The 14,962-nt window shown below is 72.6% G+C and carries 13 protein-coding genes; 1 reads left to right on the top strand and 12 read right to left on the bottom strand.

Annotated features, from left to right (window positions below; translation table 11 throughout):
* The first annotated feature begins 217 nt into the window (after positions 1 to 217).
* Positions 218 to 838, top strand: coding sequence for a GOLPH3/VPS74 family protein (locus R4Z62_RS24065; RefSeq protein WP_064535420.1), 621 nt, complete (start codon positions 218 to 220; stop codon positions 836 to 838).
* A gap of 28 nt (positions 839 to 866) precedes the next feature.
* On the opposite strand, the gene cimA is transcribed toward R4Z62_RS24065, so the two are convergent.
* The 12 genes from cimA to pruA form a co-directional block, all read right to left on the bottom strand.
* Positions 867 to 2,471 carry a citramalate synthase gene (gene cimA, locus R4Z62_RS24060; RefSeq protein ID WP_491520861.1) on the bottom strand — a complete coding sequence of 535 codons (1,605 nt, stop codon included), beginning with the start codon at positions 2,469 to 2,471 and terminating at the stop codon, positions 867 to 869.
* A 282-nt stretch (positions 2,472 to 2,753) separates the two neighbouring features.
* Positions 2,754 to 4,055, bottom strand: a complete 1,302-nt coding sequence (locus R4Z62_RS24055; RefSeq protein ID WP_064535418.1) for an MFS transporter — start codon at positions 4,053 to 4,055, stop codon at positions 2,754 to 2,756.
* A gap of 62 nt (positions 4,056 to 4,117) precedes the next feature.
* Entirely contained in the window at positions 4,118 to 4,657 is a 540-nt protein-coding gene (locus R4Z62_RS24050) for a TetR/AcrR family transcriptional regulator (RefSeq protein ID WP_078531239.1), read from the bottom strand.
* Between the two features lie 259 nt (positions 4,658 to 4,916).
* On the bottom strand, positions 4,917 to 5,954 hold the full coding sequence (locus R4Z62_RS24045; protein WP_355479528.1) for an agmatine deiminase family protein: 1,038 nt from the start codon (positions 5,952 to 5,954) through the stop codon (positions 4,917 to 4,919).
* 16 nt (positions 5,955 to 5,970) lie between these two features.
* Positions 5,971 to 7,695 carry an urease subunit alpha gene (locus R4Z62_RS24040; protein ID WP_385499389.1) on the bottom strand — a complete coding sequence of 575 codons (1,725 nt, stop codon included), beginning with the start codon at positions 7,693 to 7,695 and terminating at the stop codon, positions 5,971 to 5,973.
* A complete protein-coding gene (ureA, locus tag R4Z62_RS24035; RefSeq protein ID WP_064535410.1) occupies positions 7,692 to 8,486 on the bottom strand; it encodes an urease subunit gamma in 795 nt (264 codons plus the stop codon). The genes R4Z62_RS24040 and ureA overlap by 4 nt, the downstream gene beginning before the upstream one ends.
* Positions 8,487 to 8,693: 207 nt before the next feature.
* On the bottom strand, positions 8,694 to 9,782 hold the full coding sequence (locus R4Z62_RS24030) for a branched-chain amino acid aminotransferase (protein ID WP_064535409.1): 1,089 nt from the start codon (positions 9,780 to 9,782) through the stop codon (positions 8,694 to 8,696).
* 284 nt (positions 9,783 to 10,066) lie between these two features.
* Positions 10,067 to 11,110, bottom strand: coding sequence for a 3-isopropylmalate dehydrogenase (locus R4Z62_RS24025; RefSeq protein WP_064535408.1), 1,044 nt, complete (start codon positions 11,108 to 11,110; stop codon positions 10,067 to 10,069).
* A gap of 81 nt (positions 11,111 to 11,191) precedes the next feature.
* A complete protein-coding gene (locus R4Z62_RS24020) occupies positions 11,192 to 11,323 on the bottom strand; it encodes a hypothetical protein (protein ID WP_018569343.1) in 132 nt (43 codons plus the stop codon).
* Between the two features lie 327 nt (positions 11,324 to 11,650).
* Positions 11,651 to 12,214, bottom strand: a complete 564-nt coding sequence (locus tag R4Z62_RS24015; RefSeq protein ID WP_064535407.1) for a GNAT family N-acetyltransferase — start codon at positions 12,212 to 12,214, stop codon at positions 11,651 to 11,653.
* Entirely contained in the window at positions 12,211 to 13,140 is a 930-nt protein-coding gene (locus R4Z62_RS24010; RefSeq protein ID WP_237305442.1) for an alpha/beta fold hydrolase, read from the bottom strand. Before R4Z62_RS24010 ends, R4Z62_RS24015 begins: the two co-directional genes overlap by 4 nt.
* A gap of 94 nt (positions 13,141 to 13,234) precedes the next feature.
* On the bottom strand, positions 13,235 to 14,866 hold the full coding sequence (gene pruA / locus R4Z62_RS24005) for an L-glutamate gamma-semialdehyde dehydrogenase (protein ID WP_064535405.1): 1,632 nt from the start codon (positions 14,864 to 14,866) through the stop codon (positions 13,235 to 13,237).
* Between the last annotated feature and the right edge of the window lie 96 nt (positions 14,867 to 14,962).

Genomic DNA, 14,962 nt, shown 5'->3' with positions numbered 1-14,962 from the left:
ACACCCGGCTCGGGGCCGAACGCTCGGCTCAGGGCTTAGATCACAGCGTGAGTTAAAGGGGGACATGTCATTCCGTCAAGACTTCACGCCCCAACCGGTACACAGGCAACGCACGGGAAAAGAAGGACCGTTGCGCCTTCGGGTCGTGAACACACAGCCTCCGCGGTGACGTATCGTCGGACTACCGTCTTGTCCGACTTGTCACCGGGAGCCCGGCATGAGCACCGCCCGCGATCTGCTGTTCGTCACCCTGGACGTGCCCGGCGGCCATCCGGTCGAGCAGGGGGACCTCTCGCTCGCCCTGGCGGGCGCGGAACTCCTCGATCTGCTGGCCGGCGGGGCGGTGCTGCTGATCGGGGACCGGCTGCGGCCGGGTCCGCGCACGCTGTCCGGCGACCCGCTCCTGGACGAGGCGGCGACCCGCGTCCAGGGCGAGGAGCCGTACGAGAGCGTCGAGGACTGGCTGTGGCGGCGCGGGCGCGGGCTGGCCGAGGGCTACACCGCCGTACTGGAGGCGGAGGGCCAGCTCACCAGCGTCCGGCGGCACCGCTGGCTGCCCAGCCGCCCGGTGGACCGGACCACACCGGCCGACGGCAGCGCCGACCGGCGCTCGGCCGCCGACCGCTGGGCCGCCCGCGAACCGGTCCTCACCGCCCTGGCCGCCACGCTCGGCGTCACGCCGGACACCGGCGACGGCGCTCCCGCCGCCGAGCCCGAGGACGAGACCGCGCTGACCGTGCTGGCCGCCGTGGGCGACGCCGTCACCGAACTGGAGGGCGTCCGCCAGCGGCGGCGGGTGGAGAACGCGGCCTTCGACAACATCTGGCGGGCGCCCTGACCCGCGGGGCCGGGCGCCCGCCCGGCTGCTACGCGGCCGGGTCCACCGCGGCGCGCAGCAGGCCGTAGGTGTAGGCGTCCTCCAGGGCCTGCCAGGAGGCGGCGATGACGTTGTCGGCGACGCCGACCGTGGACCACTCGCCCTTGCCGTCCGAGGTGGAGATCAGCACGCGGGTGGTGGAGGAGGTGCCGTGGCGGCCCTCCAGGATGCGGACCTTGTAGTCGACCAGTTCGAGCGAGCCGAGCTGGGGATAGATCTTCTCCAGGGCGACGCGCAGGGCCCGGTCCAGGGCGTTGACCGGGCCGTTGCCCTCGGCGGTGGCGACGATGCGCTCGCCCTTGGCCCACAGCTTGACGGTGGCCTCGTTGGCGTGGGAGCCGTCGGGGCGGTCCTCGACGATGGCCCGCCAGGACTCCACGTCGAAGTACTTCAGCGGGCTGCCCTGCACCTCCGCGCGCAGCAGCAGCTCGAAGCTGGCGTCGGCGGCCTCGTAGGTGTAGCCCTTCAGCTCGTGTTCCTTGACCCGCTCCACGACCCGGCCGACCAGCTCGCGGTCGCCGCCGAGGTCGATGCCGAGCTCCTTGCCCTTCAGCTCGATGGAGGCGCGCCCGGCCATGTCGGAGACCAGCATGCGCATGGTGTTGCCGACGCGCTCGGGGTCGATGTGCTGGTAGAGGTCGGGGTCGACCTTGATCGCGGAGGCGTGCAGGCCGGCCTTGTGGGCGAAGGCGGACAGGCCGACGTAGGGCTGGTGGGTGGAGGGCGTCAGGTTGACGACCTCGGCGATGGCGTGCGAGATCCGGGTCATCTCGCGCAGCCGCCCCTCGGGGAGCACCTGCTTGCCGTACTTGAGCTCCAGGGCGGCGACGACCGGGAAGAGGTTGGCGTTGCCGACCCGCTCGCCGTAGCCGTTGGCGGTGCACTGCACATGAGTGGCGCCCGCGTCGACGGCGGCCAGGGTGTTGGCGACCGCGCAGCCGGTGTCGTCCTGGGCGTGGATGCCGAGGCGCGCGCCGGTGTCGGCGAGGACGGTGGCGACGACCGCCTGGACCTGGGCGGGCAGCATCCCGCCGTTGGTGTCGCACAGCACGACGACGTCGGCGCCCGCCTCGGCGGCGGCGCGGACGACCGCCTTGGCGTACTCGGGGTTGGCGCGGTAGCCGTCGAAGAAGTGCTCGCAGTCCACGAAGACGCGGCGGCCCTGGGCGCTCAGGTGGGAGACGGTGTCGCGCACCATCTCCAGGTTCTCCTCCAGGGTGGTGCGCAGCGCCAGCTCCACATGCCGGTCGTGCGACTTGGCGACCAGGGTGATCACCTCGGCGCCGGACTCCAGCAGCGCCCTGACCTGCGGGTCCTCGGCGGCCTTGGCACCGGCGCGGCGGGTGGCGCCGAAGGCGACCAGCCGGGCGTTGCGGAAGTCGATCTCGTCCTTGGCGCGGGCGAAGAACTCGGTGTCGCGGGGGTTCGCCCCGGGCCAGCCGCCCTCGATGAAGCCCACGCCGAAGTCGTCCAGGTGGCGGGCGATGGCCAGCTTGTCGGCGACGGTGAGGTTGATGCCCTCCCGCTGGGCGCCGTCGCGCAGGGTGGTGTCGAAGACGTGGAACGAATCGTCCAGCCGGCTGGTTTCGGACATGTCTCAGGGCTCCTGTGTGGGATCTCGGTCGTACCGGAATGACCGGCTCCACCGTCCCCCCAATACTCGCGCGCCGTGCTCCCCGGCTGAAGGTGGGCCGGGAAAACGAAAGACCCCTCGCGGGTGCGAGAGGTCTGCGCGCGGGTCGAGGACGACGATGGCCGCCCGTACCTGGTCGTACGTGGCGGTCACTGCGGACCGGCGCGCCTGCTGCCAATAATCATGGCGAACGAGAGCACGGGGGCAGTCTGGCACAGTCCCGCCCCCGCGCTCACCGCCGTCTCAGGATGCGGGCGCGGGCGTGGACACCTCGGCGTTCTTCACCCGGGTCAGGTCCAGGTCCCGGGTCTCGCGCATGCTGACGTATACCACCAGGGAGACCGCCGCGCAGCCCGCCACGTACCAGAAGAAGCCCGACTCGATCCCGGCGTTCTTGAACCACAGCGCGACGTATTCCGCGGTGCCGCCGAACAGGGCGTTGGCCAGCGCGTAGGGCAGCGCCACGCCGAGGGCGCGCACGCCGGTGGGGAACAGCTCGGCCTTCACACAGGCGTTGATCGAGGTGTAGCCGGTGACCACGACCAGGGCCAGCAGGGACAGGCCCAGCGCGGGCCAGAAGCTGCCCGCGTGCTGGAGCAGGGTCAGGATCGGCACGGTCAGCAGGGTCGAGCCGACCGCGAAGGTGATCAGCAGCGGGCGGCGCCCGATCCGGTCGGAGAGCCGCCCGGCCAGCGGCTGGAGGCAGGCGAAGACGATCAGCGCGGTGAAGGAGACCAGCGTCGCGGTCCGCTTGGGCAGGCCCGCGGAGTTGGACAGGTACTTGGTGAGGTAGGTGGTGTACGTGTAGTACGCCACCGTGCCGCCCATGGTCAGCGCCATCACGAGCAGCGCCTCGCGCCGGTGCCGCCACAGCGCGCGCAGCGTGCCGCGCTCCGCGCCGCCGCTGTCGTCGGCCTCGTACACCTCGGTCTCCAGCATGCTGCGCCGCAGGTAGAAGATGACGGCCGCGCCGAGCGCGCCCACCACGAACGGGATCCGCCAGCCCCAGCTGTGCAGCGCGTCGTCGGACAGGGTCCGCTGGAGCAGGATCTGGAGGCCGAGGCCGACGATCTGGCCCGCGGTCATCGAGACGTACTGGAAGCTGGAGGCGAAGCCGCGGCGGCGCGGGTCGGACGCCTCGGTGAGGTAGGTGGCGCTGGCCGCGTACTCGCCGCCCACCGAAAGACCCTGGAGCAGCCGGGCCAGCAGCAGCACCAGCGCGCCGCCGTACCCGGCGACACCGTAGGTCGGCGCTACGGCGATCAGGACCGCCGAGGCCGACATCAGGGTGACGGTCAGGGTCAGGGCGGCCTTGCGGCCCTGGCGGTCACCGACCCGGCCCAGTAACCAGCCGCCGACCGGCCGCATGAAGAACCCGACCGCGAAGATGCCCGCGGTGTTCATCATCTGCGCGGTCGGATTGCCGTGCGGGAAGAACGCCCCGGCGAAGTAGGTGGCGAAACTGGCGTAGACGAACCAGTCGTACCACTCCACCATGTTTCCGGCCGAGCCGATCCAGATCTTCTTCCACTGCTCTCGTCCCATGCGCTGTGACTGCCCCGCCGGGACCCGGCCGACGCACCCCGCGCGAGCGGCGGGAAGGCTTCCTACGGCGTCAGCGACTCGTCCAGGAACTCCCCCACCAGCCCGAGCACCCGCTCCCGGCCGGTGCCGCGCAGGCCGATCGCCACCTGGAGGGAGAAGCCGTCGAGCAGGGCGCGCAGCCGGGTCGCGAAGCGGTCGGCGTCCACCGGGCGGAACTCGCCGCGCGAGACGCCCTCGGCGACCAGGGCCGCCAGGTCGCGGTGCCAGGCGCCCTCGATGGCGCCCTGCCGGTCCCGGGCGTCCTCGGCGGCGGTCAGCGAGCGGTTCCAGACCTCCAGCCAGAGCGTCCAGTGCGGGTCGTGCCGCCCGTCGGGCACATACAGGGCGACATAGGCGTCCAGCCGCTCCCGGGCCGGGGCGTCCCGCGCCAGCAGCCGCCCGCGCTCGGCCCCGAGCCGGCTCTCGCTCCACTCCAGGGTGCGCAGCAGCAGCTCGTCCTTGGAGCCGAAGTAGTACAGCAGATGGCCACTGCTCATCTGGACCTCGCGGCCCAGCGCCGCCATGGTGAGCTTCTCCAGACCGCGCTCGGCGATCATCTCCATGGCGGCGGCGAGCACCTCCTCGCGCGGCGGCGCGGGCGTACGGCTGCGCGTCACCGCCCCGCCCCCGCATCCACCCGGACGGATCCCGGATTCACCCGGACGGGCTCCGGATCCACCCGGTCAGGCTCCGGGTCCATCCGGACAGAGACCCGGCCGGACGCCGTGTCCGGGGTCCGGACCGGCTCGGCGGGTCGGTGGCCGCGAGCGGCGAAGAGCAGTACATCCACGCGTACGTTCTACCCGACCGCCGTCACGGGCCCTACTTCGGCTGCTGCTGCGTGACGCAGTGGATGCCGCCGCCGCCCGCGAAGATCGTGCGGGCGTCCACCAGGGTGACCGTGCGGTCGGGGAAGAGGCGGCGGAAGACGGCGGCGGCGGCCTCGTCGCGGGGGTCGTCGAAGGCGCACAGGACGACGCCGTCGTTGCACAGGTAGTGGTTGATGTAGGAGTAGTCGGCCCAGTGGCCGTCGGCCTCCAGGACGGTGGGGGCGGTCACCTCGACGACCTCCAGGGGGCGGCCGTGGGCGTCGGTGGCCGCGCGGAGGAGGCCGATGACCTCCTTGGTGACCTCGTGGTCGGGGTGGGCCGGGTCGGGCTGGTGGTGGGCGACGACGACGCCGGGGCGGGCGAAGGCGGCGACGATGTCGACATGGCCGAGGGTGCCGTAGCCGTGCGGCGGGTAGTCGCCGGTCAGGCCGCGCGGCAGCCAGATCGCCTTGCGGGTGCCCAGGTGCGCGTGGATCTCGGCCTCGACCTGCTCCCGGGACCAGTGCGGGTTGCGCTCCGGGCCGAGCTGGACGGTCTCGGTGAGCAGGACGGTGCCCTCGCCGTCGACGTGGATCGCGCCGCCCTCGTTGACCAGCCGTGAGGCGTACGTCCGCGCCCCGGCGAGATCGGCCACGTACGCGCCGATCTTCGCGTCGTGCTCCCAGCGGGCCCAGTCCTGGGCGCCCCAGCCGTTGAACGTCCAGTCCACGGCGGCCAGCCGGCCGGCGCGGTCCTTGAGGAAGGTGGGGCCGATGTCGCGCATCCAGGCGTCGTCGAGGTCGCGTTCGACGGTGTCGACGCCGTCGCCGAGCAGGGCGCGGGCCTCGGCGGACTGGCCGGGGCCGCAGACCACGGTGACCGGCTCGAAACGGCGCACCGCGCGGGCGACCGACGCCCAGGCGATACGGGAGGCGGCCAGTTCCTCCGGGGTGCCGAAGGTCGGGTTGGCGCCCGGCCAGGCCATCCAGGTGCGCTCGTGGGGCGCCCATTCGGCGGGCATGGAGAAGCCGTCGGCGGCGGGGGTGCTCATGTGGGTTCTCGGTTCCTCAGAGGAAGTACAGGCGGTTCAGGGAGACGGAGTCGGCGGGCTCCGAGCGCAGCGGGTCGCCGTCCAGGGTGACCAGACCGGTGCGCTGGTCGACGTCGACCGCTCCGGTACGGGAGTTCAGCCGCAGGTCGGCCGGGCCGATGCCGCGGGTGCCGCGCACGGCGACCCGGCGCCTGCGGGTGGGCATGGTGTCGCCGCCCTGGTCGAGCGCGGCCCGCGCCACGAACGCGACGGAGAGTTCGGCGGGGGTGGCGCCGTGCGCGCCGAACTGCGGTCCCAGCACGAGGGGTTCGCAGGTGTCGGTGACCGCGTTCGGGTCGCCGGTGACGCCGTACGCGGGGAAGCCGGACTTGAGCACGAGCTGCGGTTTGGCGCCGAAGTACTCCGGGCGCCACAGCACGATGTCGGCGAGCTTGCCGGCCTCCAGGGAGCCGACCTCGTGGGAGAGGCCGTGCGCGATGGCCGGGTTGACGGTCAGCTTGGCGATGTAGCGCAGCACGCGGCCGTTGTCGTCGCCGGGACCGTCGCCCTCGGCCGGGCCCAGCTCGGCCTTCATCTTCCCGGCCATCGCGAAGGTGCGGCGCACGGTCTCGCCCGCGCGGCCCATGCCCTGCGCGTCGGAGGAGGTGATGCCGATCGCGCCCAGGTCGTGCAGCACGTCCTCGGCGCCCATGGTGCCCGCGCGGATGCGGTCGCGGGCCATGGCGGCGTCGCCGGGCAGGTCGGTCTTCAGGTCGTGGACGGAGACGATCATGCCGTAGTGCTCGGCGACCGCGTCCCGGCCGAAGGGCAGCGTGGGGTTGGTGGAGGAGCCGATGACATGGGGCACGCCCGCCATCTTCAGCACGTTGGGCACGTGTCCGCCGCCGCAGCCCTCGATGTGGAAGGCGTGGATCGTGCGCCCCTCCAGGACGCGCAGGGTGTCCTCCACCGACAGGCACTCGTTCAGCCCGTCGCTGTGCAGGGCCACCTGCACGTCGTGCTCCTCGGCCACCCGCAGGGCGGTGTCCAGAGCGCGGGTGTGGGCGCCCATGTCCTCGTGCACCTTGAAGCCGCAGGCGCCGCCCTCGGCCAGCGCCTCGACGAGGGGGGCGCCGTGCGAGGACGAACCCCGGCCCAGGAAGCCGATGTTGACCGGCCAGGCGTCGAAGGCGCCGAAGGCGTGCCGCAGCGCCCAGGGCGAGTTGACGCCGACGCCCCACACCGGCCCGAACTCCTGCCCGATGATCGTGGTCACGCCGGAGGCGAGGGACGCCTCCATGATCCGCGGCGACAGCAGGTGCACATGCGTGTCCACCGCTCCGGCGGTCGCGATCAGTCCCTCGCCGGACACGATGGTCGTGCCGGTGCCCACGACGACGTCGACCCCGTCGAGCGTGTCCGGGTTCCCGGCCCGGCCCACGGCGCTGATCCGGCCCTCGCGGATGCCGATGGACACCTTGCGGATGCCCTGCACCGCGTCGATCACGACGACGTTGCTGATGACGACGTCGCAGGTCTCGCGGACGGCCGCGGCCTTGAGGTGCAGTCCGTCGCGGGCGGTCTTGCCGAACCCGGCCAGGAACTCGTCGCCGTAGCGCTGCGCGTCCGACTCCACCCGGATCACCAGACCGGAGTCGCCGAGGCGGACGCGGTCACCGGCGCGGGGTCCGTGGGTGGCGGCGTAGGCGTGCGGATCGACGTGGATCGCCCGGCTCACCTCGCGTCCTTTGGAACGGCTCATCGGGCGTCTCCTTCCGGGGCGTCGGGGGTCGGGGGTGCGGGGGCTCCCGCTCCGGCGGCCTGTGCCTCGGCGGCTTCCGTCCCGGCGACCGCCGCTCCGGCGGCTTCCGTCGCGGACACGCCCAGGTAGCCGCAGGCGGCGGCCCGGCGCAGGGCCTCCTGCCTGGCGCCGGGGGCGTCCAGCGGGCCGTCGACCAGTCCGGCGAAGCCGATGGCGACCCGGGCGCCGCCGATCGGCACGAGGCCGACCTCGGCGCTCTCCCCCGGCCCGAACCGCACCGACGACCCGGCGGGCACCGCGAGCCGCATGCCGTAGGCGGCGGCGCGGTCGAAGTCCAGGCGCGGGTTGGCCTCGAAGAAGTGGAAGTGGGAGGTGACGGAGACCGGGACGGCGGCGGTGTTGGTGACGGTGAGGCGCACGGCCGGCTCCGGGTCGGCGTGCTGCGGTCCGGGCAGCAGCGCGCCCGGGGCCTCCTCCCCCAGGCTGCCGCCCGCCAGCGGGTCGGTGACGATCGCGAGCCGTGAGCCGTCGTCGAAGACGGCCTCCACATGGACCTCGGTGACCACGTCGGCGACGCCGGGCAGCACGTCGTCCGGGCCGAGCACCGTACGGGCGCGCTCGATCGCCTCGGCCAGCCGGGCGCCGTCGCGGGCGGCCTCGCACACCGTGTCGGCGATCAGCGCGGTGGCCTCCGGCACATTGAGCCTGAGGCCGCGGGACCTGCGGGCGCGGGCCAGTTCGGCGGCCCCGAAGAGCAGCAGCCGGTCACGCTCGGTGGGGGTCAGTCGCACGCGGCGGCACCTCCTGGTCTTCCATCGGTTAGAACGCCACTCTAAGTGCGGAGGACCGGAAGGAAAAGGATGTCCGGCCACTATGACCGTTCTCACGCGTCTCGCGCGCGGATCTGTTTGAACAGCGCTCAAACGCGGACGCGCCGAGGGCCGCCGCGGACGGGTGGTGTCCGCGGCGGCCCTCGGCGCGTGCGTGCGGGCGGGTGACTAGCCGAGCCGGTGCATCCAGCCGTGCTTGTCCTCGGTGATGCCGCGCTGGATGTCCAGCAGTGCCCGGCGCAGCCGCATGCTCACCTCGCCGGGCTCGCCGCCCGACTGCTGCCACTGGGCGTTCGCCCGCTTGACCGTGCCGACCGGGGTGATCACGGCCGCCGTGCCGCAGGCGAAGACCTCGGTCAGCGTGCCGTTCTCGGAGTCGCGCTGCCACTGGTCGACGGAGACCCGGGCCTCCTCGGCCTCGTAGCCGAGGTCGCGGGCGACGGCGAGCAGCGAGTCGCGGGTGACGCCCTCCAGGATCGAGCCGCTGAGGGCGGGCGTGACGATCTTGTTCCCGTAGACGAAGTACAGGTTCATGCCGCCCAGTTCCTCGACCCACTTGTGCTCGACGGCGTCGAGGTAGCAGACCTGGTCGCAGCCCTGGGCGGCGGCCTCGGCCTGGGCGAGCAGGGAGGCCGCGTAGTTGCCGCCGGTCTTGGCGTCGCCCATGCCGCCGGGGACGGCGCGGACCCGGTCCTCGGAGGCCCAGATGGAGACGGGCTTCACGCCGCCGGGGAAGTAGGCGCCGGCCGGGGAGGCGATCACGATGAACAGGTACTCGTTGGCGGGCTTGACGCCGAGGCCGACCTCGGTGGCGATCATGAACGGGCGCAGGTACAGGGACTCCTCGCCGCCGTGCGGCGGGACCCAGTCCTTGTCCTGCTGGACCAGGACGTCGCACGCCTCGATGAACGTCTCCACGGGCAGCTCGGGCATGGCGAGCCGGTGCGCGGACGCCTGGAAGCGCCGGGCGTTCTTCTCCGGGCGGAAGGTGGCGACGGAGCCGTCGGGCTGGCGGTACGCCTTCAGCCCCTCGAAGATCTCCTGGGCGTAGTGCAGCACCGTGGTGGCCGGGTCGAGGGGGATCGGCGCGTACGGAACGAGCTGGCCGTCGTGCCAGCCCCGGCCCTCGGTCCACCTGATCGTCACCATGTGGTCGGTGAAGTGGCGGCCGAATCCGGGGTTCGCCATGAGCGCCTCGCGCTCCGCGGCGGCGAGTGGGTGGGCCGAGGGCTTGAGCTCGATCGTGGGCGTCGTCATGAGTGGGTGTCCTTCACCGAGTTGTTGTGACGGGCCGCGCTCACTCCCGCACGGCACGTGGCCGGTGCTAGGACGTCCGAGCATTCCCTCATGTCGCGGCTCCGCGTTCGATTATCGCGCGGCGGCCCTGGCGTGAGAAAACGGGGTGAATGCGGCCCTGGGTCCGATGGTGGCACCCGGCGGCGGACAGGGGGAAGCCGCCGGGCGCGGAGTGCGACCCGGCGGCTTCGAGAGATTCGAGGAGCTGGGGGTCCCACCCAGGTCCTCAAGGCTCTGGGGGAAGGTCAGCCGGCTACTCGTACGGCGAGCGCGTCGCCGATCTCGGCGGTGGTGCGCTCGGGCAGCGAGCCGCGCTCCGCGAGGTCGGCGGAGACGGCGTCCTCGATCCGGGTCGCCTCGGCCTCGTGGCCGAGGTGGCGGAGCAGCAGGGCGACGGAGAGCACCGTGGCGGTGGGGTCGGCCTTGCCCTGGCCCGCGATGTCCGGGGCCGAGCCGTGCACCGGCTCGAACATGGACGGGTAGGCGCCGCTCGGGTTGATGTTGCCCGAGGCGGCGACGCCGATGCCGCCGGAGACGGCCGCGGCGAGGTCGGTGATGATGTCGCCGAAGAGGTTGTCGGTGACGATGACGTCGAACCGCTCGGGCTGGGTGACCAGGTAGATGGTCGCCGCGTCGACGTGGATGTACTCGGTGGTGACCTCGGGGTACTCCTCGGCCACCTGGTTGAAGATGTTCGTCCACAGGTGGCCGGCGAAGGTCAGCACGTTGTTCTTGTGGACCAGGGTGAGCTTCTTGCGCGGGCGGGCCTGGGCGCGGGCGAAGGCGTCGCGGACCACGCGCTCGACCCCGAAGGCCGTGTTCACGGAGACCTCGGTGGCGACCTCGTGCTCGGTGCCCTTGCGGATGGTGCCGCCGTTGCCCGTGTAGGGGCCCTCGGTGCCCTCGCGGACGACGACGAAGTCGATCCGCGGGTCCCCGGCGAGCGGGGTGGCGACGCCGGGCAGCAGCTTGCTCGGCCGCAGGTTGACGTGGTGGTCGAAGGCGAAGCGGAGCTTGAGCAGGAAGCCGCGCTCCAGGACGCCCGAGGGCACCGACGGGTCGCCGATCGCGCCGAGCAGGATCGCGTCGTGGTCCTTGAGGGCGTCGAGGTCGGCGTCGGTGAGGGTCTCACCGGTGGCGTGGTAGCGCCGGGCGCCGAAGTCGTACTCCTTGGTCTCCAGCTTCACGTCCTGCGGGAGCGCGGCGGCGAGGACCTTGAGCCCCTCGGCCACCACTTCCTGGCCGATGCCGTCACCGGGGATCACTGCGAGATCGATGCTGCGAGACATGTCGGCACCCTACCGCTCGTCCCGAGAGCTGACACAGAGCGTCCGGGATGTGGACATGGGGGGGGATCGGGGCGGAACGGCTCAGTGGCCGGTCTCGCCGCCGTTGTCCCGGCGGTCGAGGGCGCGCTGGAGGGCGGCGGCGGCGTTCTTGCGGTCGGACTCGCTCGTACGGGAGGCGTGGCGGACGCGGCGGCGGACGGTCGTCTCGGCCATGGGGGATCGACTCCTTCGGGAATCCTTCGGGACACCCCGCGAGGACGCGCGAGAACGCGGACGAGCACGGGAGTCCCGAAAAAGGGAGCACCACAGAGGTGCGGGACGCCGGAAGGGGCGGGGAGCCGGGCCGCAGGGGTGACCTGCGCGGGGGCCCGGCTCACGACCGCCATTCGCTGGTTCCAGCGAGACGTTCGGCTTCTTCCACGCTAAATGAGGCGGGCGCGCCTGTCTGCATCATTACTCGGACTTCCTACTATCTGAGACGGTGGCATCGCCCGTATGCCGACGCCACCGCCCTGACCTGCGGAAATCCGGGACGGCCGCTCAGAGTACGTCGCCGTCGCGCCAGTCGAAGAGCAGTTCGGCGTCCGGATCGGACGCGGCGGCGGGCACCGGCCACACATAGGTGGACCCCTCCTCCTCGGGCAGCCGCACCGCGCCGTCCGGGCCCAGCGCGCTGATCGTCCCGGCCCAGGCCCGCCAGCCCCGGGCCGCGTAGAGCCGGGCGCCGTCGTCGCTCGCGGACAGCGCGCCGAGGTCGTAGGCGCGGGTGACGGTCTCCTCCACGGCGTCCATGACCAGGCCGCCCAGACCGGTGCGCCGCACGTCGCGGCGTACGGCGACGGCCTCGACGTATCCCGTGCGCAGCCAGCGCCCGCGCAGCCGGACCCGGCGCATGACGACCGAGCCGTGCGCGGCGAGTCCGCGCGCGTCGTGCACCAGGACGTGCAGTCCGCCCAGGCAGTGGTCCCAGTCCTCGGCGCCGAAGTCGCCGTCGAAGGCGTCGTACAGCAGGGAGCGGACCGCGCGCAGCTCGGCCGGGGTGAGGGCGGCCGTGTGGGCGGTGCGCGGCCGCGCGCCGGGACTCCGGCGCTCCGGGGCGCTCACAGCGCCGCCGCCACGGCGTCGCGGAAGGCCGCGGGTTCCTCCACCCAGGGCAGGTGCCCGGCCCCGGGCAGGACCGTGCGCCGCACCCGGGGCAGCGCCGCCGCCAGGGAGTCCACGGCGGCACGGGGGCGGATGTCACGGCCGCCGTCCACGATCACCACGGGCACGTCGAGTCCGCGGCAGGCGGCCGCCAACTCCGGTGTGCCCCAGGCGCGGGCGCGCTCCGCGTTGAGCGCGGCGGCGCAGTTCTCCGCCACCCCGAACCAGGGATCCGCCATGCGCCGGGCGTGCGCGAGGGCGTGTTCCCGGTCGGGGAACTCGACGGACCAGCGCAGCACCGCCGCCTCGCGCCGCTCCTCCTCCGAGCGGGGCTCCCGGCCGGTCAGCTCCCGCCAGCGGGCCAGGCGCGCGGGGTCCTCGGCGAGACGGGCGCGGAAGTTCTCCCGGTAGGCCGGGTGCCAGCCGGTGTCCGGGCCGATGCCCGTACCGGAGACGTACACCAGGGCGGCCACCCGCTCCGGGTGGGCGAGCGCGTAGCCCAGCGCGAGCTGGGCGCCCCAGGAGTGGCCGAGCAGGGTGACGCGCGGGAAGCCGAAGTGCGCGCGCACGGCGTCCAGGTCCGCGACGAACCGCTCACCGGTCCACGGCCCGTCGCAGGGCGCCGAGCGTCCGCAGCCGCGCTGGTCCCAGCGGACCACGTCGGCCCGGTCGGCGAGCAGCGCGGCGACGTCCCCGAACATGTCCCACAGGCCGGGGCCGCCGTGGCACAGCACCAGCGGGGCGGTGCCCCGTCCGGTGCGGGAGGCCCAGAGCCGGACGCCGTCGTCCGCGATCACTTGTCCGATCACCTGTTCGCCGGGCGCCGGTGGCGTCCCGCCGTGCGTACCGTCTGCGCCGTGCGCGCCGTGCGTCCTCGTCGAGGTCATGCGGCCAGTGTGCCGTGCGGACACCCGGACGGGCCGGTCCTTTTTCCGGTACCGGCCCGTCGGCGCGTGCGGGGTGTCACCCGCGGTGCGGGTGTCAGCCCATGTGCGGGTAGGTGTAGTCGGTCGGCGCGATCAGCGCCTCCTTGATGGCGCGGGTCAGGGTCCAGCGCATCAGGTTCTGCGGGGCGCCGGCCTTGTCGTTGGTGCCGGAGGAGCGGCCGCCGCCGAAGGGCTGCTGGCCGACCACGGCGCCGGTCGACTTGTCGTTGATGTAGAAGTTGCCGGCCGCGTAGCGCAGCTTGTCCATCGTGTACGCGGCGGCGGCGCGGTCGCCCGCGATGACCGAGCCGGTGAGGGCGTAGTCGGAGACGGACTCCATCTGGGTCAGCATCTCGTCGTACCGGTCGTCCTCGTAGACGTGCACGGCGAGGATCGGGCCGAAGTACTCGGTCGTGAAGACCTCGTTCTCCGGGTCGGAGCACTCGATGACGGTCGGGCGCACGAAGTAGCCCACCGAGTCGTCGTAGGAGCCGCCCGCGACGATCGTGCAGGACGGGTCCTCCTTGGCCCGGTCGATGGCGGCCTTGTTCTTGGCGAAGGACCGCTCGTCGATGACCGCGCCGATGAAGTTCGACAGGTCGGTGACGTCGCCCATGGTCAGGTAGTCGACCTCGGCCGCGAACTCCTCCTTGAAGCCGGAGTTCCAGATGGAGGCCGGGATGTACGCCCGGGAGGTGGCCGAACACTTCTGGCCCTGGTACTCGAAGGCACCGCGGGTCAGGGCGGTCTTCAGCACCGCGCGGTCGGCCGACGGGTGGGCCACCACGAAGTCCTTGCCGCCGGTCTCGCCGACCAGACGCGGGTAGGAGCGGTACTTCTCGATGTTGTTGCCGACCGTCTTCCACAGGTGCTGGAAGGTCTTGGTGGAGCCGGTGAAGTGGATGCCGGCCAGGTCGCGGTGGTTCAGGGCCACCTCGGAGACCTCCAGGCCGTCACCGGTGAGGAGGTTGATGACGCCCTTGGGCAGGCCCGCCTCCTCCAGGAGCTGCATGAGCAGCACGGCGGCGTGCGTCTGGGTCGGGGACGGCTTCCAGATCACCACGTTGCCCATGAGGGCGGGCGCGGTGGGCAGGTTGGCGGCGATCGCCGAGAAGTTGAACGGCGTGATCGCGTAGACGAAGCCCTCCAGCGGGCGGTGGTCCAGGCGGTTCCACACGCCCGGCGAGTTGGCCGGGGGCTGCTCGGCCAGGATCTGGCGGGCGTAGTGCACGTTGAAGCGCCAGAAGTCGACCAGCTCGCAGGGGCTGTCGATCTCCGCCTGCTGCGCGGTCTTGGACTGGCCGAGCATGGTGGAGGCGGCGATGGTCTCGCGCCAGGGGCCGGCCAGCAGCTCGGCGGCGCGCAGGATGATCGCCGCGCGGTCGTCGAAGGACATCGCGCGCCAGGCGGGGGCCGCCGCGAGCGCCGCGTCCACGGCGTCCTGGGCGTCCTGCCGGGTGGCGTTGGCGTACGTGCCCAGGCGCGCCTTGTGGTTGTGCGGCTGCACGACGTCGAAGCGCTCGCCGCCACCCATCCGCTTCTCGCCGCCGATGGTGCAGGGCAGGTCGACCGGGTTGTCGGCCAGCTCCTTGAGCTTGGCCTCCAGCCGGGCCCGCTCGGGCGAACCGGGGGCGTAGCCGTGCACCGGCTCGTTGACGGGGGTGGGGACCTGGGTCACAGCGTCCATGTGTTCCGTAACTCCTTGACTTGAGCGGTGTTTCGAGCTGTACGGCGGGCGCGGTGGGCTCGCTCAGCCCTTGCTGACCATCGAGCGGACGAAGAA

It is taken from the genome of Streptomyces sp. PL-25 (genome assembly GCF_058344915.1).
The sequence above is the reverse complement of the archived record's forward strand: the minus strand, read 5'-3'. Positions and strand labels throughout refer to the sequence as shown.

What these genes read in the sequence shown, in the direction of transcription:
- R4Z62_RS24030 (WP_064535409.1), bottom strand. Translation starts at nt 9,782, where the DNA reads ATGACGACGCCCACGATCGAGCTCAAGCCCTCGGCCCACCCACTCGCC.
- R4Z62_RS24010 (WP_237305442.1), bottom strand. Translation starts at nt 13,140, where the DNA reads ATGACCTCGACGAGGACGCACGGCGCGCACGGCGCAGACGGTACGCAC.
- R4Z62_RS24045 (WP_355479528.1), bottom strand. Translation starts at nt 5,954, where the DNA reads ATGAGCACCCCCGCCGCCGACGGCTTCTCCATGCCCGCCGAATGGGCG.
- cimA (WP_491520861.1), bottom strand. Translation starts at nt 2,471, where the DNA reads ATGTCCGAAACCAGCCGGCTGGACGATTCGTTCCACGTCTTCGACACC.
- R4Z62_RS24025 (WP_064535408.1), bottom strand. Translation starts at nt 11,110, where the DNA reads ATGTCTCGCAGCATCGATCTCGCAGTGATCCCCGGTGACGGCATCGGC.
- R4Z62_RS24040 (WP_385499389.1), bottom strand. Translation starts at nt 7,695, where the DNA reads ATGAGCCGTTCCAAAGGACGCGAGGTGAGCCGGGCGATCCACGTCGAT.
- R4Z62_RS24055 (WP_064535418.1), bottom strand. Translation starts at nt 4,055, where the DNA reads ATGGGACGAGAGCAGTGGAAGAAGATCTGGATCGGCTCGGCCGGAAAC.
- pruA (WP_064535405.1), bottom strand. Translation starts at nt 14,866, where the DNA reads ATGGACGCTGTGACCCAGGTCCCCACCCCCGTCAACGAGCCGGTGCAC.
- R4Z62_RS24050 (WP_078531239.1), bottom strand. Translation starts at nt 4,657, where the DNA reads ATGGAGATGATCGCCGAGCGCGGTCTGGAGAAGCTCACCATGGCGGCG.
- R4Z62_RS24020 (WP_018569343.1), bottom strand. Translation starts at nt 11,323, where the DNA reads ATGGCCGAGACGACCGTCCGCCGCCGCGTCCGCCACGCCTCCCGTACG.
- R4Z62_RS24065 (WP_064535420.1), top strand. Translation starts at nt 218, where the DNA reads ATGAGCACCGCCCGCGATCTGCTGTTCGTCACCCTGGACGTGCCCGGC.